This window comes from Roseivivax sp. (genome assembly GCF_054552075.1).
The window spans coordinates 39,363-56,113 of sequence record NZ_JBTOLZ010000012.1 but is presented as its reverse complement, the minus strand read 5'-3'; the positions used below and the strand labels follow the sequence as shown (position 1 = coordinate 56,113).

The 16,751-nt window shown below is 69.9% G+C and carries 15 protein-coding genes; 5 read left to right on the top strand and 10 right to left on the bottom strand.

Annotated elements, in window-relative coordinates; all coding sequences use genetic code 11:
• Nucleotides 1–4 precede the first annotated feature (4 nt).
• The 4 genes from odhB (at nucleotide 5) to lpdA (ending at nucleotide 4,190) form a co-directional block, all read left to right on the top strand.
• Entirely contained in the window at nucleotides 5–1,618 is a 1,614-nt protein-coding gene (gene odhB / locus ACX938_RS10825) for a 2-oxoglutarate dehydrogenase complex dihydrolipoyllysine-residue succinyltransferase (protein ID WP_459431060.1), read from the top strand.
• Nucleotides 1,619–1,728: 110 nt separating this feature from the next.
• Entirely contained in the window at nucleotides 1,729–2,301 is a 573-nt protein-coding gene (locus ACX938_RS10820) for a hypothetical protein (RefSeq protein ID WP_459431059.1), read from the top strand.
• Entirely contained in the window at nucleotides 2,298–2,693 is a 396-nt protein-coding gene (locus tag ACX938_RS10815; protein ID WP_232753729.1) for an MAPEG family protein, read from the top strand. Before ACX938_RS10820 ends, ACX938_RS10815 begins: the two co-directional genes overlap by 4 nt.
• A 108-nt stretch (nucleotides 2,694–2,801) precedes the next feature.
• On the top strand, nucleotides 2,802–4,190 hold the full coding sequence (gene lpdA / locus ACX938_RS10810) for a dihydrolipoyl dehydrogenase (RefSeq protein ID WP_459431058.1): 1,389 nt from the start codon (nucleotides 2,802–2,804) through the stop codon (nucleotides 4,188–4,190).
• A gap of 304 nt (nucleotides 4,191–4,494) precedes the next feature.
• On the opposite strand, the gene dxs is transcribed toward lpdA, so the two are convergent.
• The 8 genes from dxs to ACX938_RS10770 form a co-directional block, all read right to left on the bottom strand.
• Entirely contained in the window at nucleotides 4,495–6,420 is a 1,926-nt protein-coding gene (gene dxs / locus ACX938_RS10805) for a 1-deoxy-D-xylulose-5-phosphate synthase (RefSeq protein WP_459431057.1), read from the bottom strand.
• 92 nt (nucleotides 6,421–6,512) lie between these two features.
• Complete coding sequence (locus tag ACX938_RS10800; RefSeq protein ID WP_459431056.1) at nucleotides 6,513–7,376, bottom strand: polyprenyl synthetase family protein; 864 nt, start codon at nucleotides 7,374–7,376, stop codon at nucleotides 6,513–6,515.
• An 8-nt stretch (nucleotides 7,377–7,384) separates the two neighbouring features.
• Nucleotides 7,385–7,633 carry an exodeoxyribonuclease VII small subunit gene (locus ACX938_RS10795; RefSeq protein WP_232753725.1) on the bottom strand — a complete coding sequence of 83 codons (249 nt, stop codon included), beginning with the start codon at nucleotides 7,631–7,633 and terminating at the stop codon, nucleotides 7,385–7,387.
• Entirely contained in the window at nucleotides 7,630–8,556 is a 927-nt protein-coding gene (locus ACX938_RS10790; protein ID WP_459431055.1) for a histone deacetylase family protein, read from the bottom strand. Before ACX938_RS10790 ends, ACX938_RS10795 begins: the two co-directional genes overlap by 4 nt.
• 224 nt (nucleotides 8,557–8,780) lie before the next feature.
• Nucleotides 8,781–9,695 (bottom strand): methionyl-tRNA formyltransferase, encoded by a 915-nt coding sequence (gene fmt, locus ACX938_RS10785; RefSeq protein ID WP_459431054.1) that lies wholly within the window; start codon nucleotides 9,693–9,695, stop codon nucleotides 8,781–8,783.
• A gap of 66 nt (nucleotides 9,696–9,761) precedes the next feature.
• Nucleotides 9,762–11,300: an alanine/glycine:cation symporter family protein gene (locus tag ACX938_RS10780; RefSeq protein ID WP_459431053.1), complete on the bottom strand. Its 1,539-nt coding sequence runs from the start codon at nucleotides 11,298–11,300 to the stop codon at nucleotides 9,762–9,764.
• A gap of 49 nt (nucleotides 11,301–11,349) precedes the next feature.
• Nucleotides 11,350–11,784 (bottom strand): universal stress protein, encoded by a 435-nt coding sequence (locus tag ACX938_RS10775; protein ID WP_459431052.1) that lies wholly within the window; start codon nucleotides 11,782–11,784, stop codon nucleotides 11,350–11,352.
• A 90-nt stretch (nucleotides 11,785–11,874) separates the two neighbouring features.
• The gene (locus ACX938_RS10770) at nucleotides 11,875–12,852 is read right to left on the bottom strand and encodes a LysR family transcriptional regulator (RefSeq protein ID WP_459431051.1); all 978 of its coding nucleotides are present in this window, start codon (nucleotides 12,850–12,852) and stop codon (nucleotides 11,875–11,877) included.
• A 175-nt stretch (nucleotides 12,853–13,027) separates the two neighbouring features.
• Here ACX938_RS10770 and ACX938_RS10765 point away from each other — a divergent pair, with 175 nt between their 5' ends.
• The gene (locus tag ACX938_RS10765; protein WP_459431050.1) at nucleotides 13,028–13,501 is read left to right on the top strand and encodes a cupin domain-containing protein; all 474 of its coding nucleotides are present in this window, start codon (nucleotides 13,028–13,030) and stop codon (nucleotides 13,499–13,501) included.
• Between the two features lie 194 nt (nucleotides 13,502–13,695).
• Here the strand turns inward: ACX938_RS10765 and serA are convergent, their stop codons facing one another.
• Both serA and ACX938_RS10755 read right to left on the bottom strand, forming a co-directional pair.
• The gene (serA, locus tag ACX938_RS10760; protein ID WP_232753718.1) at nucleotides 13,696–15,291 is read right to left on the bottom strand and encodes a phosphoglycerate dehydrogenase; all 1,596 of its coding nucleotides are present in this window, start codon (nucleotides 15,289–15,291) and stop codon (nucleotides 13,696–13,698) included.
• Between the two features lie 100 nt (nucleotides 15,292–15,391).
• Entirely contained in the window at nucleotides 15,392–16,546 is a 1,155-nt protein-coding gene (locus ACX938_RS10755) for a phosphoserine transaminase (RefSeq protein ID WP_459431049.1), read from the bottom strand.
• Between the last annotated feature and the right edge of the window lie 205 nt (nucleotides 16,547–16,751).

Below are 16,751 nucleotides of genomic sequence, written 5' to 3'. Positions count from 1 at the left end.
TGAGATGACCACCGAAGTCCGAGTGCCCACCCTGGGCGAATCCGTCTCCGAGGCGACCATTTCCACCTGGTTCAAGAAGCCCGGCGATCGCGTCGAGGCCGACGAGATGCTCTGCGAGCTCGAGACCGACAAGGTCACCGTCGAGGTGCCCTCGCCGGCCGCCGGCACGCTCTCCGAGATCGTCGCCGAGGAAGGCGCGACCGTGGGCGTCGACGCGCTTCTCGCCAATATCGAGGAAGGCGCGGGCGCGGGTGACGCATCCGCCAAGTCCGACAAGGGCGGCAGCGCAAAGGAGGCCGAGGCCAAGCCCGCCCAGGGCGCCGGCGATGCCGCGCCCAAAGCCGAGGACGGCGACGGCGACGGCGAACGGGTCGACGTGATGGTCCCGACGCTGGGCGAGTCGGTCTCCGAGGCGACCGTCTCGACCTGGTTCAAGAAGGTCGGCGACAGCGTCGCCGCCGACGAGACGCTCTGCGAGCTCGAGACCGACAAGGTCTCGGTCGAGGTGCCCGCCCCCGCCGCCGGCACGCTCGCCGAGATCAGCGCCGAGGAAGGCACCACTGTCGAGGCCAACGGCCACCTCGCGGTGATCACCAAGGGCGCGGGCGCCGGCCAGTCCGAGGCCAAGCCCACCGCCGGCACCGCCCATGGCGGCGACGAGCCCGCCGCGCCCAAGGGCGACACCCAGTATTCCACCCCCGAGGCCGGCCAGGGCCGCGCCGACGTGGAGGATGCGCCCTCGGCCAAGAAGGCCATGGCCGAGAAGGGCGTGAGCCGCGACCAGGTCACCGGCTCGGGCCGCGACGGCCGGGTGATGAAGGCCGATGTCGATGCCGCCATCGCCGCGACCAAATCCGCCCCCGCGACCGAGGCCCAGGCCTCGAAGGCGCCCCGCGCCCCGGTCTCCGCCGAGGACGAGGCCCGCGAGGAACGGGTCAAGATGACCCGCCTGCGCCAGACCATCGCGCGCCGCCTGAAGGACGCGCAGAACAACGCGGCCATGCTGACTACCTACAACGAGGTGGACATGACCGAGGTCATGGCGCTGCGCTCGGAGTACAAGGATCTCTTCGAGAAGAAGCACGGCGTGCGGCTCGGCTTCATGTCCTTCTTCACCAAGGCCTGCGCCCATGCGCTGAAGGAGGTCCCCGAGGTCAACGCCGAGATCGACGGCACCGAGATTATCTACAAGAACTTCGTGCACATGGGCATCGCCACCGGCACACCCCAGGGTCTCGTTGTGCCGGTGATCCGCGACGCCGACAGCAAGAGCTTCGCCCAGATCGAGGGCGACATCGCCGACAAGGGCAAGCGCGCCCGCGACGGTAAGCTCTCCATGGGCGAGATGCAGGGCGGCACCTTCACGATCTCCAACGGCGGCGTCTACGGCTCGCTGATGTCCTCGCCGATCCTGAACCCCCCGCAGTCGGGCATCCTCGGCATGCACAAGATCCAGGAACGGCCCATGGTGATCGGCGGCGAGATCAAGATCCGCCCGATGATGTACCTGGCGCTGAGCTACGATCACCGCATCGTCGACGGCAAGGGCGCGGTGACCTTCCTGGTGCGCGTGAAAGAGGCGCTCGAGGATCCCCGCCGCATGCTGATGGATCTGTGATCGGCGATGCCCGGCGGTCCGGCCAGCCCGGTTGAGCCTTCTCCGGCGGCGCACCCCGCGCCCGCCGGGGAAGACCGGTGCGCTCCCGCCCCCGGGCGGGCACGGCGGCCATGAGCGCCGCGCCGGGCATATCCGGCCGCGCCGCGGCCCTGGCCGCCCGCCGGGCCTTCCGGCCCGCGGGTTTCACCACTTTGGATGAAATCGGCCTCGATCTGCCGCTGGTCTCGCCCTACCAGCTGTCCTGCGGATCAGCCTCGGGGCCGGTCCTGGTGTCCTACAACTTCCTCGATGCGCCGACCGCCAGGGCGCATCGCGACCGGCTGGCACGCGAGGGATATTTGCCCGAGATGCTCTTCAACCGGGTGCTCGACCGGGCGCTGGCCCTGGCCGGGCTGACCCGCGCCGAGGTCTATCTGACCCATGCCTTCCACGCCCTGCCTGCGACGCGCTCGGGCGCGGTGCCGCAGCGGCTGGTGAACGACAGCTTCGCGCGGATCACCCGGCACGAGATTGCGGGCCGCCCGACCCTCGCCTTGGGCCGCGCCGCCGCCGAGGCCTGCGCCACGGCCCGCGTGCCGCATACCGCCCTGCCCCATCCCTCGGCCCGTGGCCGGGACATCGAGACCAAGGCCCGCGCCATCGCCGGCGCGCTGGCCCAAGCCTGCCCCCGGAGGGCCGCATGACCCCCGAACTGACCATCCTGATCCTCGCGGCGCTGCTGCAATGCCTGCAGTTCGTGCTCTACGCCGTGCCCGCCAACCGCGAGATCGGCCCGGGCTACACGATGTCGGCCCGCGACCGCCCGCCCTCGCGCGAGATGAGCGCCCGCACCGCCCGGCTGGGCCGCGCCCTCGACAACCACTTCGAAGGGCTGATCCTCTTCTCGATCGCCGTCCTGGTGATCACCTATGCCGACAAGAGCGGGGCGGCGACCACGCTCTGCGCGGCGCTCTACCTCCTGGCGCGCATCCTCTACGTGCCGGCCTATTACTTCGGCCTGCGCCCCTGGCGCTCGCTGATCTGGATGCTGGGCTGGCTCGCGACCGTCGGGCTGTTGATCCTGGCGCTGCTATGAGCTTCTTCTTGACCTAACTTCCCCCCGGGAGGCGCGGAGCGCCCGGTAGGTCTGACGGCCCGCCCCGCCCCCGCGCCGCCCGGACCGACAACAGAAAGGACACCCATCATGGCTTCTTACGACGTCATCGTGATCGGCTCCGGCCCCGGCGGCTATGTCGCCGCCATCCGCGCCGCGCAGCTCGGCCTCAAGACCGCCTGCGTCGAGGGCCGCGAGACCCTGGGCGGCACCTGCCTCAACGTCGGCTGCATCCCCTCCAAGGCGCTGCTGCACGCCACCCACCAGCTGCACGAGGCCGAGCACAACTTCGCCAAGATGGGCCTCAAGGGAAAAAGCCCCTCGGTCGACTGGGAGCAGATGCAGAGCTACAAGTCCGAGACCATCGAGACCAACACCAAGGGCATCGAGTTCCTCTTCAAGAAGAACAAGATCGACTGGCTCAAGGGCTGGGGTTCGATCCCCGAGAAGGGCCGCGTGAAGGTCGGCGACGAGACCCATGAGGCCAAGCACATCATCCTGGCCACCGGCTCGGATGTCGCCACCCTGCCCGGCGTGGAGATCGACGAGAAGACGGTGGTCTCCTCCACCGGCGCGCTCTCGCTCTCCAAGGTGCCGAAGAAGATGGTGGTGATCGGCGCCGGCGTCATCGGCCTCGAGATGGGCTCGGTCTACGCCCGGCTCGGCACCGAGGTGACGGTGGTCGAATATCTCGACAAGATCACCCCCACGATGGACGGCGAGGTTTCCAAGCAGTTCCAGAAGCTGCTGCAGAAGCAGGGGCTGAAGTTCATCCTCGGCGCCGCGGTGCAGGGCGTGGAGGCGCTGAAGACCAAGGCCAAGGTCACCTACAGCCTGAAGAAGGACGACAGCGAAGAGGTGCTCGACGCCGATGTCGTGCTGGTCGCCACCGGCCGCAAGCCGGTGACCGAGGGGCTGGGCCTGAAGGAGCTCGGCGTCGAGGTGACCGACCGCGGCTTCGTGAAGACCGACGGCCACTGGCAGACCTCCGTCGAGGGCATCTACGCCATCGGCGACGCCACCGAGGGCCCGATGCTCGCGCACAAGGCCGAGGACGAGGGCATGGCCGCCGCCGAGGTCATCGCCGGCAAGGCGGGCCATGTGAACTACGGGGTGATCCCCAGCGTGATCTACACCCACCCCGAGGTCGCCGCCGTGGGCGAGACCGAGGAGCAGCTGAAAGAGGCCGGCCGCGACTACAAGGTCGGCAAGTTCTCCTTCATGGGCAACGGCCGCGCCAAGGCGAACTTCGCCGCCGACGGTTTCGTGAAGATCCTCGCGGACAAGAAGACCGACCGCATCCTCGGCGCCCATATCATCGGCCCGATGGCGGGCGACCTGATCCACGAGATCTGCGTCGCCATGGAGTTCGGCGCCGCCGCCGAGGACCTGGCCCTGACCTGCCACGCGCATCCAACCTACAGCGAGGCCGTCCGCGAAGCCGCCCTCGCCTGCGGCGACGGCCCGATCCACATGTGATCCCAAGCCCCCGGCGCGCCCCGCGCGCCGGGCCCACCCACGCCAGGCTCCGAAGCGCCCACACCCCAACACGCACCACCCCCCACAGCTTCAGCGTGGCAAAAATACCTCGGGGGTGAATGCGGGCCACAGGCCCGCTGAGGGGGCAGCGCCCCCCGGTCCGGGGTGCCAGAGGCGGCCCGGACCCGCCCGCTGCGCCTGCCAAGGCGCAAAGGGCCAGACCTGCCCCCGCGCCGCCAAGGCGCGGGGACCGCCCAACAAACCGTCCAATCAAAAAAAACCCAGCGGCCCCCGCCGCCGGGGCTCAGGCGCGCTTCTCGATCCGGGCGACGCCCAGGACGTCGAGCACCTTGGCCTCGATGTCCTCGGCGTTCAGCCCCGCCACCGCGTACATGTCGCGCGGGCTGGCCTGGTCGATGAAGACATCCGGCAGCACCATGCTGCGGAACTTCAGACCCTTGTCGAAGACGCCCTCCTCGGCGAGGAGCTGCGCCACGTGACTGCCGAAGCCGCCCACGGCGCCTTCCTCGATGGTGATCAGCGCCTCGTGGTCTTGCGCCAGCCCCAGGATCAGCTCCCGGTCGAGCGGCTTGGCGAAACGCGCATCGGCGACGGTCGGCGTGATGCCCCGCGCCTCGAGCGCCTCGGCGGCCTCGACCACCTCCTTGAGCCGTGCCCCGTAGGACAGAAGCGCCACCCGGGCACCCTCGCGGATCATCCGGCCGCGGCCGATCTCCAGCGGCGCGCCGCGCTCGGGCATCTCGACGCCGGCGCCTTCGCCCCTCGGGTAGCGGAAGGCGATGGGGCCCTCGTCATGCGCCGCGGCGGTGGCCACCATGTGGCGCAGCTCGGCCTCGTCGGCGGCGGCCATGACGGTGAAGCCCGGCAGGTTCGCCAGGTAGGCCACATCGTAGCTGCCCGCGTGGGTGGCGCCATCGGCGCCCACCAGCCCGGCGCGGTCGATGGCGAAGCGCACCGGCAGGCGCTGGATCGCCACGTCGTGCACCACCTGGTCGAAGCCGCGCTGCAGGAAGGTCGAATAGATCGCCGCGAAGGGCCGCATGCCGCCGGCGGCGAGGCCGGCGGCGAAGGTCACCCCGTGCTGCTCGGCAATGCCCACGTCGAAGCAGCGCGAGGGATAGCGCTCGGCCATGAGGTTCAGCCCGGTGCCGTCGGGCATGGCGGCGGTCACCGCGCAGATCCGGCTGTCCTCCTCGGCGAGCTGCACCAGGCTCTCGCCGAAGACCTTGGTGTAGGACGGCGCGTTCGAGGGCGCCTTCTTCTGCTCGCCCGAGCCCACGTCGAACTTCGCGGTGGCATGGCCGCGGTCGGGGCGGCCCTCGGCGGGGGCGTAGCCCTTGCCCTTCTGGGTGATGCAATGGATGAGGATCGGCCCATGCGCCCGCGCCTTGACGGTGCGCAGAACCGGCAGGAGGCTCTCCATGTCGTGGCCGTCGATCGGCCCGATGTAGGAAAAGCCCAGCGCCTCGAAGAGCGTGCCACCCACGGCCATGCCCTTGATCATGTCCTTGGCGCGCCGCGCCCCCTCGCGGAAGGGTTCGGGCAGGAAGCTCACCGCGCCCTTGGCGACATCCTTCAGCGAATGGAAGGGCGCCTCGGCGTAGAGCCGCGACAGGTAGGAGGACATCGCCCCCACCGGCGGGGCGATCGACATCTCGTTGTCGTTCAGGATCACGATCAGCCGCTTGCCGAGGTGGCCGGCGTGGTTCATCGCCTCGTAGGCCATGCCCGCCGACATGGCGCCGTCGCCGATCACCGCGATGGCATCGCCATGGCCGGTCTCCGAGGTGCCACCGAGGTCGCGCGCCACGGCAAAGCCCAGCGAGGCCGAGATGGAGGTCGAGCTATGCGCCGCGCCGAAGGGGTCATAGGGGCTTTCCGAGCGCTTGGTGAAGCCTGAGATCCCGTCCTTCTGGCGCAGGGTGCGGATCCGGTCGCGGCGTCCGGTCAGGATCTTGTGGGGATAGCTCTGGTGGCTCACGTCCCAGACGATCTTGTCGCGCGGCGCGTCCCAGATCGCGTGCAGCGCCACGGTCAGCTCCACCACGCCAAGCCCCGCGCCGAGGTGCCCGCCGGTCTCGGAGACCGCCGAGATGGTCTCGGCGCGCAGCTCCTGGGCAAGCTGGCGCAGCTCGCCGTCGGTGAACGACTTCAGGTCGGCGGGCGTGGTGACCCGGTCGAGCAAGGGGGTGGTCGGACGGTCGGACATCTCGGTTCAGCTTCCTCTTGCGGGGCCTCGGACCCTGGGTCGGGCGGTAGGCCCGCCCAGGGGCGCCTCTGGCAGATGCGCGCGCCCCTGATCTAGCTCTTGCGGGCGATAACGAAGCGCGCCGCCTCGATCAAGCCGCGCGCCTCGGCGCCATAGGGGGTGAGCGCCGCCTCGGCCTCCTCGATGAGCGATCTGGCGCGCGCCCGCGCGCCGTCCAGCCCCAGGTGCGACACGAAGGTCGCCTTGCCGCGGGCGGCGTCCTTGCCGGCGGCCTTGCCCATGGCCGCGGCGTCACCCTCGACGTCGAGGATGTCGTCGGCGATCTGGAAGGCCAGCCCCAGGGCAGCGGCATAGGCGCGCATCGGCCCGGGCTCGGCGCCGGCAAGCCGCGGCCCCGCCTCGGCGGCCCAGGAGATCAGCGCCCCGGTCTTGCCGGCCTGAAGCGCGGTGATCTCGGCGAGGCTCAGGGACGTCCCGGCGCTTTCGGCGGCGATGTCGAGCGCCTGGCCCCGCACCATCCCGCCCGCGCCCGCCGCCCGCGCCAGGCTCAGCGCCAGGTCGGCGCGCACGGCGGGGTCGGCATGGGTCTCGGGGGTCAGGCAGAGCTCGAAGCCCAGCGCCTGCAGCGCGTCGCCCACCAGGATCGCGGTCGCCTCGTCCCACTTGCGATGCAGCGTCGGCTGGCCGCGGCGCAGGTCGTCGTCGTCCATGGCGGGCAGGTCGTCATGGACCAGCGAATAGGCATGCACCGCCTCGATCGCCAGCGCCGGGTTCAGCGCCGCCTCGACGCCATGCAGCCGCGCCCCCTCGAGCACGAGGTAGCCGCGCAGCCGCTTTCCGCCCCGGGTCGCGTAGCGCATCCCGGCATCAAGCGGCGCGGCGCCGCCGGTTGCGAAGAGATCCGCGAATCCCGCGGCGATGCGGTCCTGCGCCTGGCTCAAGCCGCTGTCGAACATCCTGGCGGTCAGAGCCCCTCGACGGGCTGGGTGCCCTTGGGCTGGCCCTCGGCGTCGAGCGTGATCGCCGCGACCTTTTCCTCGGCTTCCTTGAGCTTGGCCTCGCAGCGCTTCTTCAGCGCCGCGCCGCGCTCGTAGAGCTTGATCGACTGCTCCAGCGCCACATCCCCGCGTTCGAGCTGGCCCACGACCTCCTCGAGGGCGCGCATGGCCTCCTCGAAGCTCATCTCCTCGACGGGTTTGTCCTCTGCGCTCATCGGCCGGCCTCCATCAACGCCGCGACATGCGCGGCCCCGCTTTCGCTCAATGCCTGAAGATCATACCCGCCCTCGAGTGTCGAGACCACGCGCCCGCCGCAGACCTCGGCCGCGACGGCGCAAAGCTGCTCGGTCAGCCAGGTGAAATCCTCGGTCTGCCAGTTGAGTTTGGCCAGCGGGTCGCGGGCATGGGCGTCGAAGCCCGCCGAGAGAATGATCAGTTCGGGCCGGAAGCGCCGGAGCCGCGGGAAGACCCGGTCGGTGTAGAGCGCGCGCATCTCCGCGCCGCCGGTGCCGGGCGCCAGCGGTAGGTTCATCACGTTGTCATGGGCGCCGGTCTCCTGCGCCGCCCCGCTGCCGGGCCAGAGCGGCGACTGGTGCGAGGTCACGGTCAGCGCCCGGCGCTCGTGCCAGAGCAGATCCTGCGTGCCGTTGCCGTGATGCACGTCGAAATCCACCACCGCGACCCGCGCGAGCCCCAGCGCGTCGAGCGCGTATTTCGCCCCGATTGCAGCATTGCCGAAGAAGCAGAAGCCCTTGGCTGTGGCGCGTTCGGCGTGATGTCCGGGCGGGCGCATGGCGCAGAAGGCGTTGTCGACCTCGCCGCCGACGACCATCTCGACGGCCTTCAGGACCCCGCCCACCCCGCGCCGCGCGGCATCAAGCGCCCCGGGCGTCAGATAGGTGTCGCCGTCGATCGGATGGAAGCCCCGCGCCGGCACATGGGACTCGAGCGAGCCGATATAGGCCGGCGGGTGGCAGCGCTCGATCTCGGCATCCTCGGCCAGGGGCGAGCGCACGCGCAGAAGGTCGAACTCCGCCAGCGCCGCGAGAAGATGCTCGATCCGCGCCACCCGCTCGGGGTGGCCCTGGGGCGTGACATGGCCGCGCGCGGCGTCATGGGTGATGAGGGCAGTCGCCAAGGCGCATCCTTTCGAATTCCGCCCCGACCAAAGCGCGATTTCCCCCGAAGAGCAAGCCGCCGTCCCCGCCCCCCCGCGCCAGGCCCAGCAACCAAAAGCGCGCCCGCCCAACAGGCACCACGCCCTCCCAGGCTTGACCGGGCCTCAAATACTCCGGGAGCGCGAGGGCAGCGCCCTCGCTCCGGCCGGGCGGGCCTCAATGGCCCGGCCGGACGGAAACAGCCCTAGTCGCGCCCGAGGCGCAGCCCGCGAGGCAGCTCGAAGCCGCGCAGGAAGGCCTCGGCCTCTTGGGCGCCGCGGCCGGCCTTCTGGGCGCGGGTGATCTCCACCGCGCCGCTGCCGCAGGCGACGACGAAACCGCCCGAGAGCACCTCGCCGGGGGCGCCGGAGCCTTCGGTCACCCGGCTGCCCAGGAGCTTCACCCGCGCGCCCTCGACCTCGGTCCAGGCGCCCGGGAAGGGCGAGAGCCCGCGGATCTGCCGGTCCACCGCCGCCGCCGGGCGGGTCCAGTCGATCTCGGCCTCGGCCTTGTCGATCTTCTCGGCGTAGATCACCCCGTCGTCGGGCTGCGGCTCGGGGGTGAGCTGGCGCAGCCGCGAGAGCGCCTCGACGATCATCCGCGCGCCCATCTCGGAGAGCCGGTCGTGCAGGGTCTCGGCGGTCTCCTCCGAGGCGATCTCGGTGGCCTCGCTCATCAAGACCGGCCCGGTGTCGAGCCCGGCCTCCATCTGCATGATGGCGATGCCGGTCATCCGGTCCCCGGCGAGGATCGCGCGCTGGATCGGGGCGGCGCCGCGCCAGCGCGGCAGGAGCGAGGCATGGATGTTCAGGCAGCCGAACTCCGGCGCATCGAGCACCGGCTGCGGCAGGATCAGCCCGTAGGCCACCACGACCGCCACATCGGCCTTGAGCGCGGCAAACTCGGCCTGCGCCTCTGGGTTGCGCAGCGAGGCGGGGTGGCGGACCTCGAGGCCCAGCGCCTCGGCGCGGGCCTGCACCGGGCTCGGGCGGTCCTTGCGGCCGCGTCCGGCGGGCCGGGGCGGCTGGCAATAGACCGCCGCGATCTCGTGGCCGGCGGCGGCCAGGGCCTCGAGCACCGGCACCGAGAAGTCCGGCGTGCCCATGAACACGACGCGCATCGCGTCCTCCCTACGAGTTACAGTGCCCCGGGCATATCGCGCGTGGCGCGGTGTTGGAAGGCCGGGTCAGCCGTATTTGCGGATCTCCCCGCGGCGCAGTTTCTCGGCGTAGCGGGCCAGCTCGCGCTTCACCACCGGCATCAGGAAATAGAGTCCGATGACGTTGAAGATCGCCATGGAGAAGAGCGCCGCATCCGAGAAGGCGATGACCGGATCGAGGCTCGCGGCCGCGCCGATCACCACGAAGAGGCAGAAGATCGCCTTGAAGGCCAGCTCCTTGCCCTGGCCCTCGCCCAAGAGGAAGGTCCAGGCCTTCAGCCCGTAGTAGGACCAGCTCAGCATGGTCGAGAAGGCAAAAAGCACCACCGCCACGGCCAGGAGCACCGGGAACCAGGGGAAGGCGGTCGCGAAGGCATCCGAGGTCAGCGCCACGCCCTCGGCCCCGGTCTGGGTGACGATCTGGCCATCCTCGATCAGGAAGAGCCCGGTCTCGGGGTCGGTGACGAGCTGGCCCGAGATGATGATCACCAGCGCGGTCATGGTGCAGATCACCACGGTGTCGATGAAGGGTTCGAGCAGCGCCACGAAGCCCTCGGTGATCGGCTCCTTGGTGCGCACCGCGGAATGCGCGATGGCGGCCGAGCCGATGCCCGCCTCGTTCGAGAAGGCGGCGCGGCGAAAGCCCTGGATCAGCGCGCCGACCATGCCGCCGGCGACGCCGAGGCCGGTGAAGGCGCCCTCGATGATCTGCCCGAAGGCCGATCCGACCTGGTCGATATTGGCCAGGATGATGACCAGCGCCGCGGTGACGTAGAAGATGCCCATGAAGGGCACGACCTTCTCGGTCACCCGGGCGATGGACTTCAGCCCGCCGATGATCACCACGCCCACGAGCGCGGCGAAGATCACCCCGGTGATCCAGCCCGGGTAGTCGCCGACCACCCCGGCGATCTGCTGGTGCGCCTGGTTGACCTGGAACATGTTGCCGCCGCCCACGGCGCCCAGGAGCGTGAAGATCGAAAAGCCCACCGCCAGCGCCGTGCCGCCGCGCAGCCCGCGTTCCTCGAAGCCCTTGGTCAGGTAGTACATCGGCCCGCCCGAGACCCGGCCGTCGGGGTATTCGTTGCGGTATTTCACCCCGAGGGTGCATTCGGTGAACTTCGTGGCCATGCCCAGAAGGCCCGCCAGGACCATCCAGAAGGTCGCCCCCGGCCCGCCGATGCCGATAGCCACCGCAACGCCCGCGATATTGCCCAAGCCCACCGTGCCCGAAAGGGCCGTCGCCAGCGCCTGGAAGTGGCTGACCTCGCCCGCGTCGTTGGGGTCGGAGTAATCGCCCCGCACCAGGCGGACCGCATGGCCGACCCAGCGGAACTGCACGAAGCCGAAGTAGAGCGAGAAGACCAGCGCCGCGATCACCAGCCAGCCGACGATCCAGGGCACCTCGGTGCCCGGCAGGTTGGCGAAGATCAGGTTCACATACCATCCCGTGGCGTTCTCGAAGCCCGCGTTGATGCTGGCGTCGAGCCCCTGGGCCCGTCCCGCCCCGGCGGTCAGGGCAAGGCTCGCGGCGGCGAGGGCGGCGGTTCGGAGGGGATGGGGCATGGCCTGGCTCCTTCGGGATGTCAGCGGCGGCGCCAGTGGCGCGCGGGGGTCAGGGAACGATGGTGCAGGGCACCGGGGCGATCTGCACGAGCGTGGCGGCGGTGGACCCGAAGATCCGCGCCGAGAGCCCGCCCGCGCCGTCGCGCCCGACGATGATCTGGCTCGCGGCCTCGTCCCTGGAGCAGTCGCTCAGGATCTCGGCGGAATGGCCGTAGCGGATCACCGGGGTGATCGCGACCCCGCGGTCCTTCATCCGGTCCATCGCCGGGGCCAGGACCGCCGCCTCGGCGCGGGCCAGCTCTTCCTTGCGACGCATGTGGCGCTCTTCCAGCTCCTCGCGCGAGAGGAAGGAATAGGGCGACCATTCCAGCACATGCACCAGCACGATCCCGAGACCCGCGGCGGCGGCCTGGGTCACGGCAAACTCGAGCGCCCGCGTCGCGGCGGGGCTGCCGTCGTATCCGACGATGAAGGGGCCCGGCATCTCGGCTCTCCTCGGTCAGGGTTCGGGACGCTCGACCTAGACCGGCTGGCGCCGGTTTCAAAGCACCCTCGGCAAGAGCTTGCCGTCGGGTCAGGCCGGAGGGGGTCCCTCGCCTGCCCCGGGGCCAAGCGCCGCGCCCGGATCGAGCGGCGCCATCAGGCCCGCGATCTGGTCGCGCAGCCATTGGTGCGGCGGCGAGAGCGTCGCCCGCCGGTGCCAGATCATCGAGATCCGCGCCGGGGCGATGGGCATCGGCGGGCGGTAGATCTCGAGCCCGACGCGCGGCGCCACCCGCCGGGCGAGCTGCGCCGGGATCAGCGCGATCATCTCGGAGCGCGCCACGGCGGTATAGACCCCCGAGAAGACCGGCATGGTCATCGCCACCCGCCGGCTGCGCCCGACCTCGGCCAGGGCGGCGTCGCCCATGGCCCGCAGGTTGCCCTCGGGCGAGAAGAGCACATGCGGCAGGTCGCAGAAGAGGTCGATCGGCAGCACCTCCCCCGGCGCGATGCCCGCCCGCGCCAGCCGTGCGTGGCCCTGCCGCGCGATGGTCACGAAGTCCGACCGGAAGAGGTGCTGATGCGCGATCCAGTCGGGAAAGGCGATCTCGGGGATCAGCGCGAGGTCGACCTGATAGCGGTCGAAGGTGTCGATATAGCTTTCCGGCACCAGGTCCACGAGCTGCACCTGCACGCCGGGCGCCTGCCGAGCGATGTGATCGGCGAGCTCGGGCATCAGCATCTCGGCGAAGAAGTCGCTGCCCGAGATCTTGAAGCTCGCCTCAGCCCGCGCCGGGTCGAAGCCCGCGGGCGGGATCAGCAGGCGCTCGGTCTCCTCGAGCAGCGCCCGAAGCGGCGCGCGCAGCCCCTCGGCGTAATCCGTCGGCACCAGCCGCCGCCCCTGCCGCAGGAACAGCGGGTCGTCGAGCGCATGGCGCAGCCGCGAGAGCGCCGCCGAGACCGCCGGCTGCGAGAGCCCGATCCGCCGCCCCGCCGCGGTGGTCGAGGCGGTCTCGAGCAGGGCGTCGAGCACCCGCAGGAGGTTCAGGTCGAAGCTCGCGAAATTCATGGCATCAATTATTAGTATAAGAGAAGTCGATTTAACAAATACTACTTACTCGGGTATCCTGCGCGCATGGTCGGCGCGCGGACCGCCCGGCCCTCCACACATCGTCACCGACCCCGGCAGCGGGCGCCTCTGGGCGCGCCCGTCCCGTCGCGGTCGTCTTGAGGGAGGAGATGACATGAAGGACCACATCCTCGGCCCCGGCACCGTCGAATGGCTGGGCACCCAGTATCGCACCATCCTGCCGCGCGCGGCGACGGGCGGGGCCATGGCGATCTTCGACAGCATCGGCCAGCCCGGTTCGGGCCCGCCGCGCCACATCCACCACGACGCCGACGAGACCTTCGTGATGCTGACCGGCGAGGCGGAGTTCTGGAGCGCGGGCGAGACCCTCCTGCGCGGCCCCGGAGAGACGGTCTTCGTCCCGCGCGGCACCTCGCATACCTTCCGGGTCGTGGGCGAGCAGCCCTCGCGGCACCTGGTGATCCTCTCGCCCGGCGGCTTCGAGGACTTCTTCCCCGAGATGGCCGACCAGGGCCTGCGCATCCCCGAGGACATGGAGCAGATCGTCGCGACCGCCGCGCGCTACAACCTGGAGTTCACCGGCCCGCCCCTCGGCGCGGAGGGGTCTGGGTCTGGGGCTGAGGGCTGAGGGCTGAGGGCTGAGGGCTGAGGGCTGAGGGCTGAGGGCTGAGGGCTGAGAAAGCACCGCATCCTCACCCGAAAGACCAGAACCCGACGCCAGGTGCTGCCGGCCCGAGACCACGCACCAGGCCCAGCCACCAAAGAAAACGCCCGGCGGAACCCCTCCCGCCGGGCGCATTGTTCAGAACCGGGGCGCCCCGGTCAGGCCACGTCGAACTCCAGCGGCCGCACCTGGCGGAAGAGGCCGGTGTTCTCCAGCTCCTGCACCACGTCGGACTTCAGCGCGTCGTCGATGTAGAGGAGCGCGATCGCCTCGCCCTTGGCGGCCGACCGGCCGAGGGTGAAGTTCGCGATGTTCACGCCGTTCTTGCCCATGGTCATGCCGAGCGTGCCGATGATGCCCGGCACGTCCTCGTTGGTGGTATAGACCATGTGCCGGCCGATCTCGGCGTCGATATTGATGCCCTTGATCTGGATGAAGCGCGGCTTGCCGTCCGAGAAGACCGTGCCGCCGATCGAGCGCTCGCGCTTGTCGGTGGCCACGGTGACCTTGATGTAGCCCTCGAAGGCGCCCGACTGGCCCTGCTTGGTGGTCGAGAGCTTGATCCCGCGCTCCTTCGCGATGAGCGGCGCCGAGACCATGTTCACCTCGGGGTTGAAGCGCTTCATGATGCCCGCGACCAGGCTGCAGTTCAGCGCCTCGAGGTTCATCTCGGAGACCGAGCCGTCATAGAGGATGTTGATCGCCTTGATCGGCTCGTCGGTCATCTGCCCGATGAAGCTGCCGAGGTGGTCGGAAAGCTTGATCCAGGGGCCCATGATCTTGGCCTCCTCGGCGGTGACCGAGGGCATGTTCAGCGCGTTGGAAACCGCGCCGGTCAGCAGGTAGTCGGCCATCTGTTCGGCGACCTGCAGGGCGACGTTCTCCTGGGCCTCGGTGGTGGCCGCGCCGAGATGCGGGGTGCAGACGACGTTCGGCAGGGCGAAGAGCGGGTTGTCGGTCGCCGGCTCCTCGGAGAAGACGTCGAAGCCCGCGCCCGCCACATGGCCCGACTTCAGCAGCTCGGCCAGCGCCGCCTCGTCGACCAGGCCGCCGCGCGCGCAGTTGATGATCCGCACGCCCTTCTTGGTCTTCTCGAGGTTTTCCTTGGACAGGATGTTCTTGGTCTGCTCGGTCAGCGGCACGTGCAGGGTGATGAAGTCGGCCCGCGCCAGCAGGTCCTCGAGCTCGACCTTCTCGACGCCCATCTTGTCGGCCTTTTCCTGGCTCAGATAGGGGTCATAGGCCGCGACCTTCATCTTCAGCCCGCGCGCGCGGTCGCAGACGATGCCGCCGATGTTGCCCGCGCCGATCACGCCCAGCGTCTTGCCGGTCAGCTCGACGCCCATGAACTTCGACTTCTCCCATTTGCCCGCATGGGTCGAGGCCGAGGCCTCGGGGATCTGCCGCGCCACCGCGAACATCATCGCGATGGCGTGTTCGGCGGTGGTGATCATGTTGCCGAAGGGCGTGTTCATCACGATCACGCCTTTCTTGGAGGCCGCCTCCTTGTCGACGTTGTCGGTGCCGATGCCGGCGCGGCCGATGACCTTCAGGTTGGTCGCCTTCTCGAGGATGTTCGGCGTGACCTTGGTGGCCGAGCGGATCGCCAGGCCGTCGTAGTCGCCGATCACCTCGGCGAGCTTTTCCTTGTCCTTGCCGAGCTCGGGGCGGAAATCGACCTCGATGCCACGATCCTTGAAGATCTGAACGGCGGCGTCCGACAGCTTGTCGGAAATGAGAACCTTGGGAGCCATCTGTCTGGTCCTTTGCGACTGGATATATCGGGAGAGGGCGCGCGCCTTGGCGCGCCCCGGGGGATCAGATTGGGGAAGAAGCCCTGCGGGGCCCCGCGGCTCAGGCCGCCTGGGCCTGCGCCTCGTGCTCGGCGTGATAGGCCCATTCGAGCCAGGGCAGCATGGCCTCGATGTCCGAGGTCTCGACCGTGCCGCCGCACCAGATCCGGAGGCCCGCCGGCGCGTCCCGGTAGGAGCCCACGTCGAGCGCCACGCCCTCGGCTTCGAGCCGCTTCTGCACCGCCTTGGCGAAGGCCGCCGGGTCGGCGATGCCGCCGTCGGTGAACTTCAGGCAGACCGAGGTGTTCGAGCGGGTCGCGGGATCCTCGGCGAGGTTGGCGATCCAGTCGCGCGCCGCGCAGAAGTCCCAGACCGCCTGGGCGTTGGCATCGGCGCGGGCCATCAGGCCCTTCAGGCCGCCGACCGAACGCGCCCAGTCGAGCGCGACGAGGTAGTCCTCGACCGCCAGCATCGAGGGGGTGTTGATCGTCGCGCCCTCGAAGATGCCCGCGTTGAGCTTGCCGCCCTTGGTCAGGCGGAAGATCTTCGGCAGCGGCCAGGCGGGGGTGTAGCTCTCCAGCCGCTCGACGGCGCGGGGGCTGAGGATCAGGATGCCATGCGCGGCCTCGCCGCCCAGCACCTTCTGCCAGGAGAAGGTGGTCACATCGAGCTTGTCCCAGGGCAGGTCCTGCGCGAAGGCCGCCGATGTGGCGTCGCAGATGGTCAGGCCCCCGCGGTCGTCGGGGATCACCTCGCCCGAGGGCACGCGCACGCCGGAGGTGGTGCCGTTCCAGGTGAAAACCACGTCGGTGTCATAGTCCAGCGCGCCCATGTCGACGATCTCGCCGTAGTCCGCCTCGCGGATCTCGGCCTCGATCTTGAGCTGCTTGACGACATCGGTCACCCAGCCGGCGCCGAAGCTTTCCCAGGCCACCATGGTGGCCTTGCGGGCGCCCAGCATGGACCACATCGCCATCTCCACCGCGCCGGTGTCCGAAGCGGGCACGATGCCGATCTTGTAGTCTGCGGGAATGTTCAGAACCTCGCGGGTCCCTTCGATCGCCGCGGCCAGCTTGTCCTTGCCGACCTTGGCCCGGTGCGAGCGTCCGAGCGCCGCCTCCGAGAGCATGTCGAGCTGGAATCCGGGGATCTTGGCACAGGGGCCCGAGGAAAAACGCGGATTGGCCGGCCGCGTTGCCGGTTTGGTCGTCGTCATGATGGCTAACCTTCCAGATAGTCGCCCCTCGTTGGGGAGGGGTGTCCCACGGACGGAGTTACTGCGCCCCTCCCCGCCGCGCAAGGGACCATTCTGCCGCGCCGGGCCTTTCGAGCGGCAAAATCCGGCCTCGCGGCGCGCCGAAGTTTCCGATCGGCGCAATGGCTTGCCGACGGCGGGTTATTGCTGATAGCGGCCGCACTGG

Coding starts and splice junctions, on each gene's coding strand:
- ACX938_RS10755 (WP_459431049.1), bottom strand. CDS start 16,546: ATGACGACGACCAAACCGGCAACGCGGCCGGCCAATCCGCGTTTTTCC.
- ACX938_RS10765 (WP_459431050.1), top strand. CDS start 13,028: ATGAAGGACCACATCCTCGGCCCCGGCACCGTCGAATGGCTGGGCACC.
- serA (WP_232753718.1), bottom strand. CDS start 15,291: ATGGCTCCCAAGGTTCTCATTTCCGACAAGCTGTCGGACGCCGCCGTT.
- dxs (WP_459431057.1), bottom strand. CDS start 6,420: ATGTCCGACCGTCCGACCACCCCCTTGCTCGACCGGGTCACCACGCCC.
- ACX938_RS10775 (WP_459431052.1), bottom strand. CDS start 11,784: ATGCCGGGCCCCTTCATCGTCGGATACGACGGCAGCCCCGCCGCGACG.
- ACX938_RS10815 (WP_232753729.1), top strand. CDS start 2,298: ATGACCCCCGAACTGACCATCCTGATCCTCGCGGCGCTGCTGCAATGC.
- lpdA (WP_459431058.1), top strand. CDS start 2,802: ATGGCTTCTTACGACGTCATCGTGATCGGCTCCGGCCCCGGCGGCTAT.
- ACX938_RS10820 (WP_459431059.1), top strand. CDS start 1,729: ATGAGCGCCGCGCCGGGCATATCCGGCCGCGCCGCGGCCCTGGCCGCC.
- ACX938_RS10770 (WP_459431051.1), bottom strand. CDS start 12,852: ATGAATTTCGCGAGCTTCGACCTGAACCTCCTGCGGGTGCTCGACGCC.
- ACX938_RS10800 (WP_459431056.1), bottom strand. CDS start 7,376: ATGTTCGACAGCGGCTTGAGCCAGGCGCAGGACCGCATCGCCGCGGGA.
- odhB (WP_459431060.1), top strand. CDS start 5: ATGACCACCGAAGTCCGAGTGCCCACCCTGGGCGAATCCGTCTCCGAG.
- fmt (WP_459431054.1), bottom strand. CDS start 9,695: ATGCGCGTCGTGTTCATGGGCACGCCGGACTTCTCGGTGCCGGTGCTC.
- ACX938_RS10795 (WP_232753725.1), bottom strand. CDS start 7,633: ATGAGCGCAGAGGACAAACCCGTCGAGGAGATGAGCTTCGAGGAGGCC.
- ACX938_RS10780 (WP_459431053.1), bottom strand. CDS start 11,300: ATGCCCCATCCCCTCCGAACCGCCGCCCTCGCCGCCGCGAGCCTTGCC.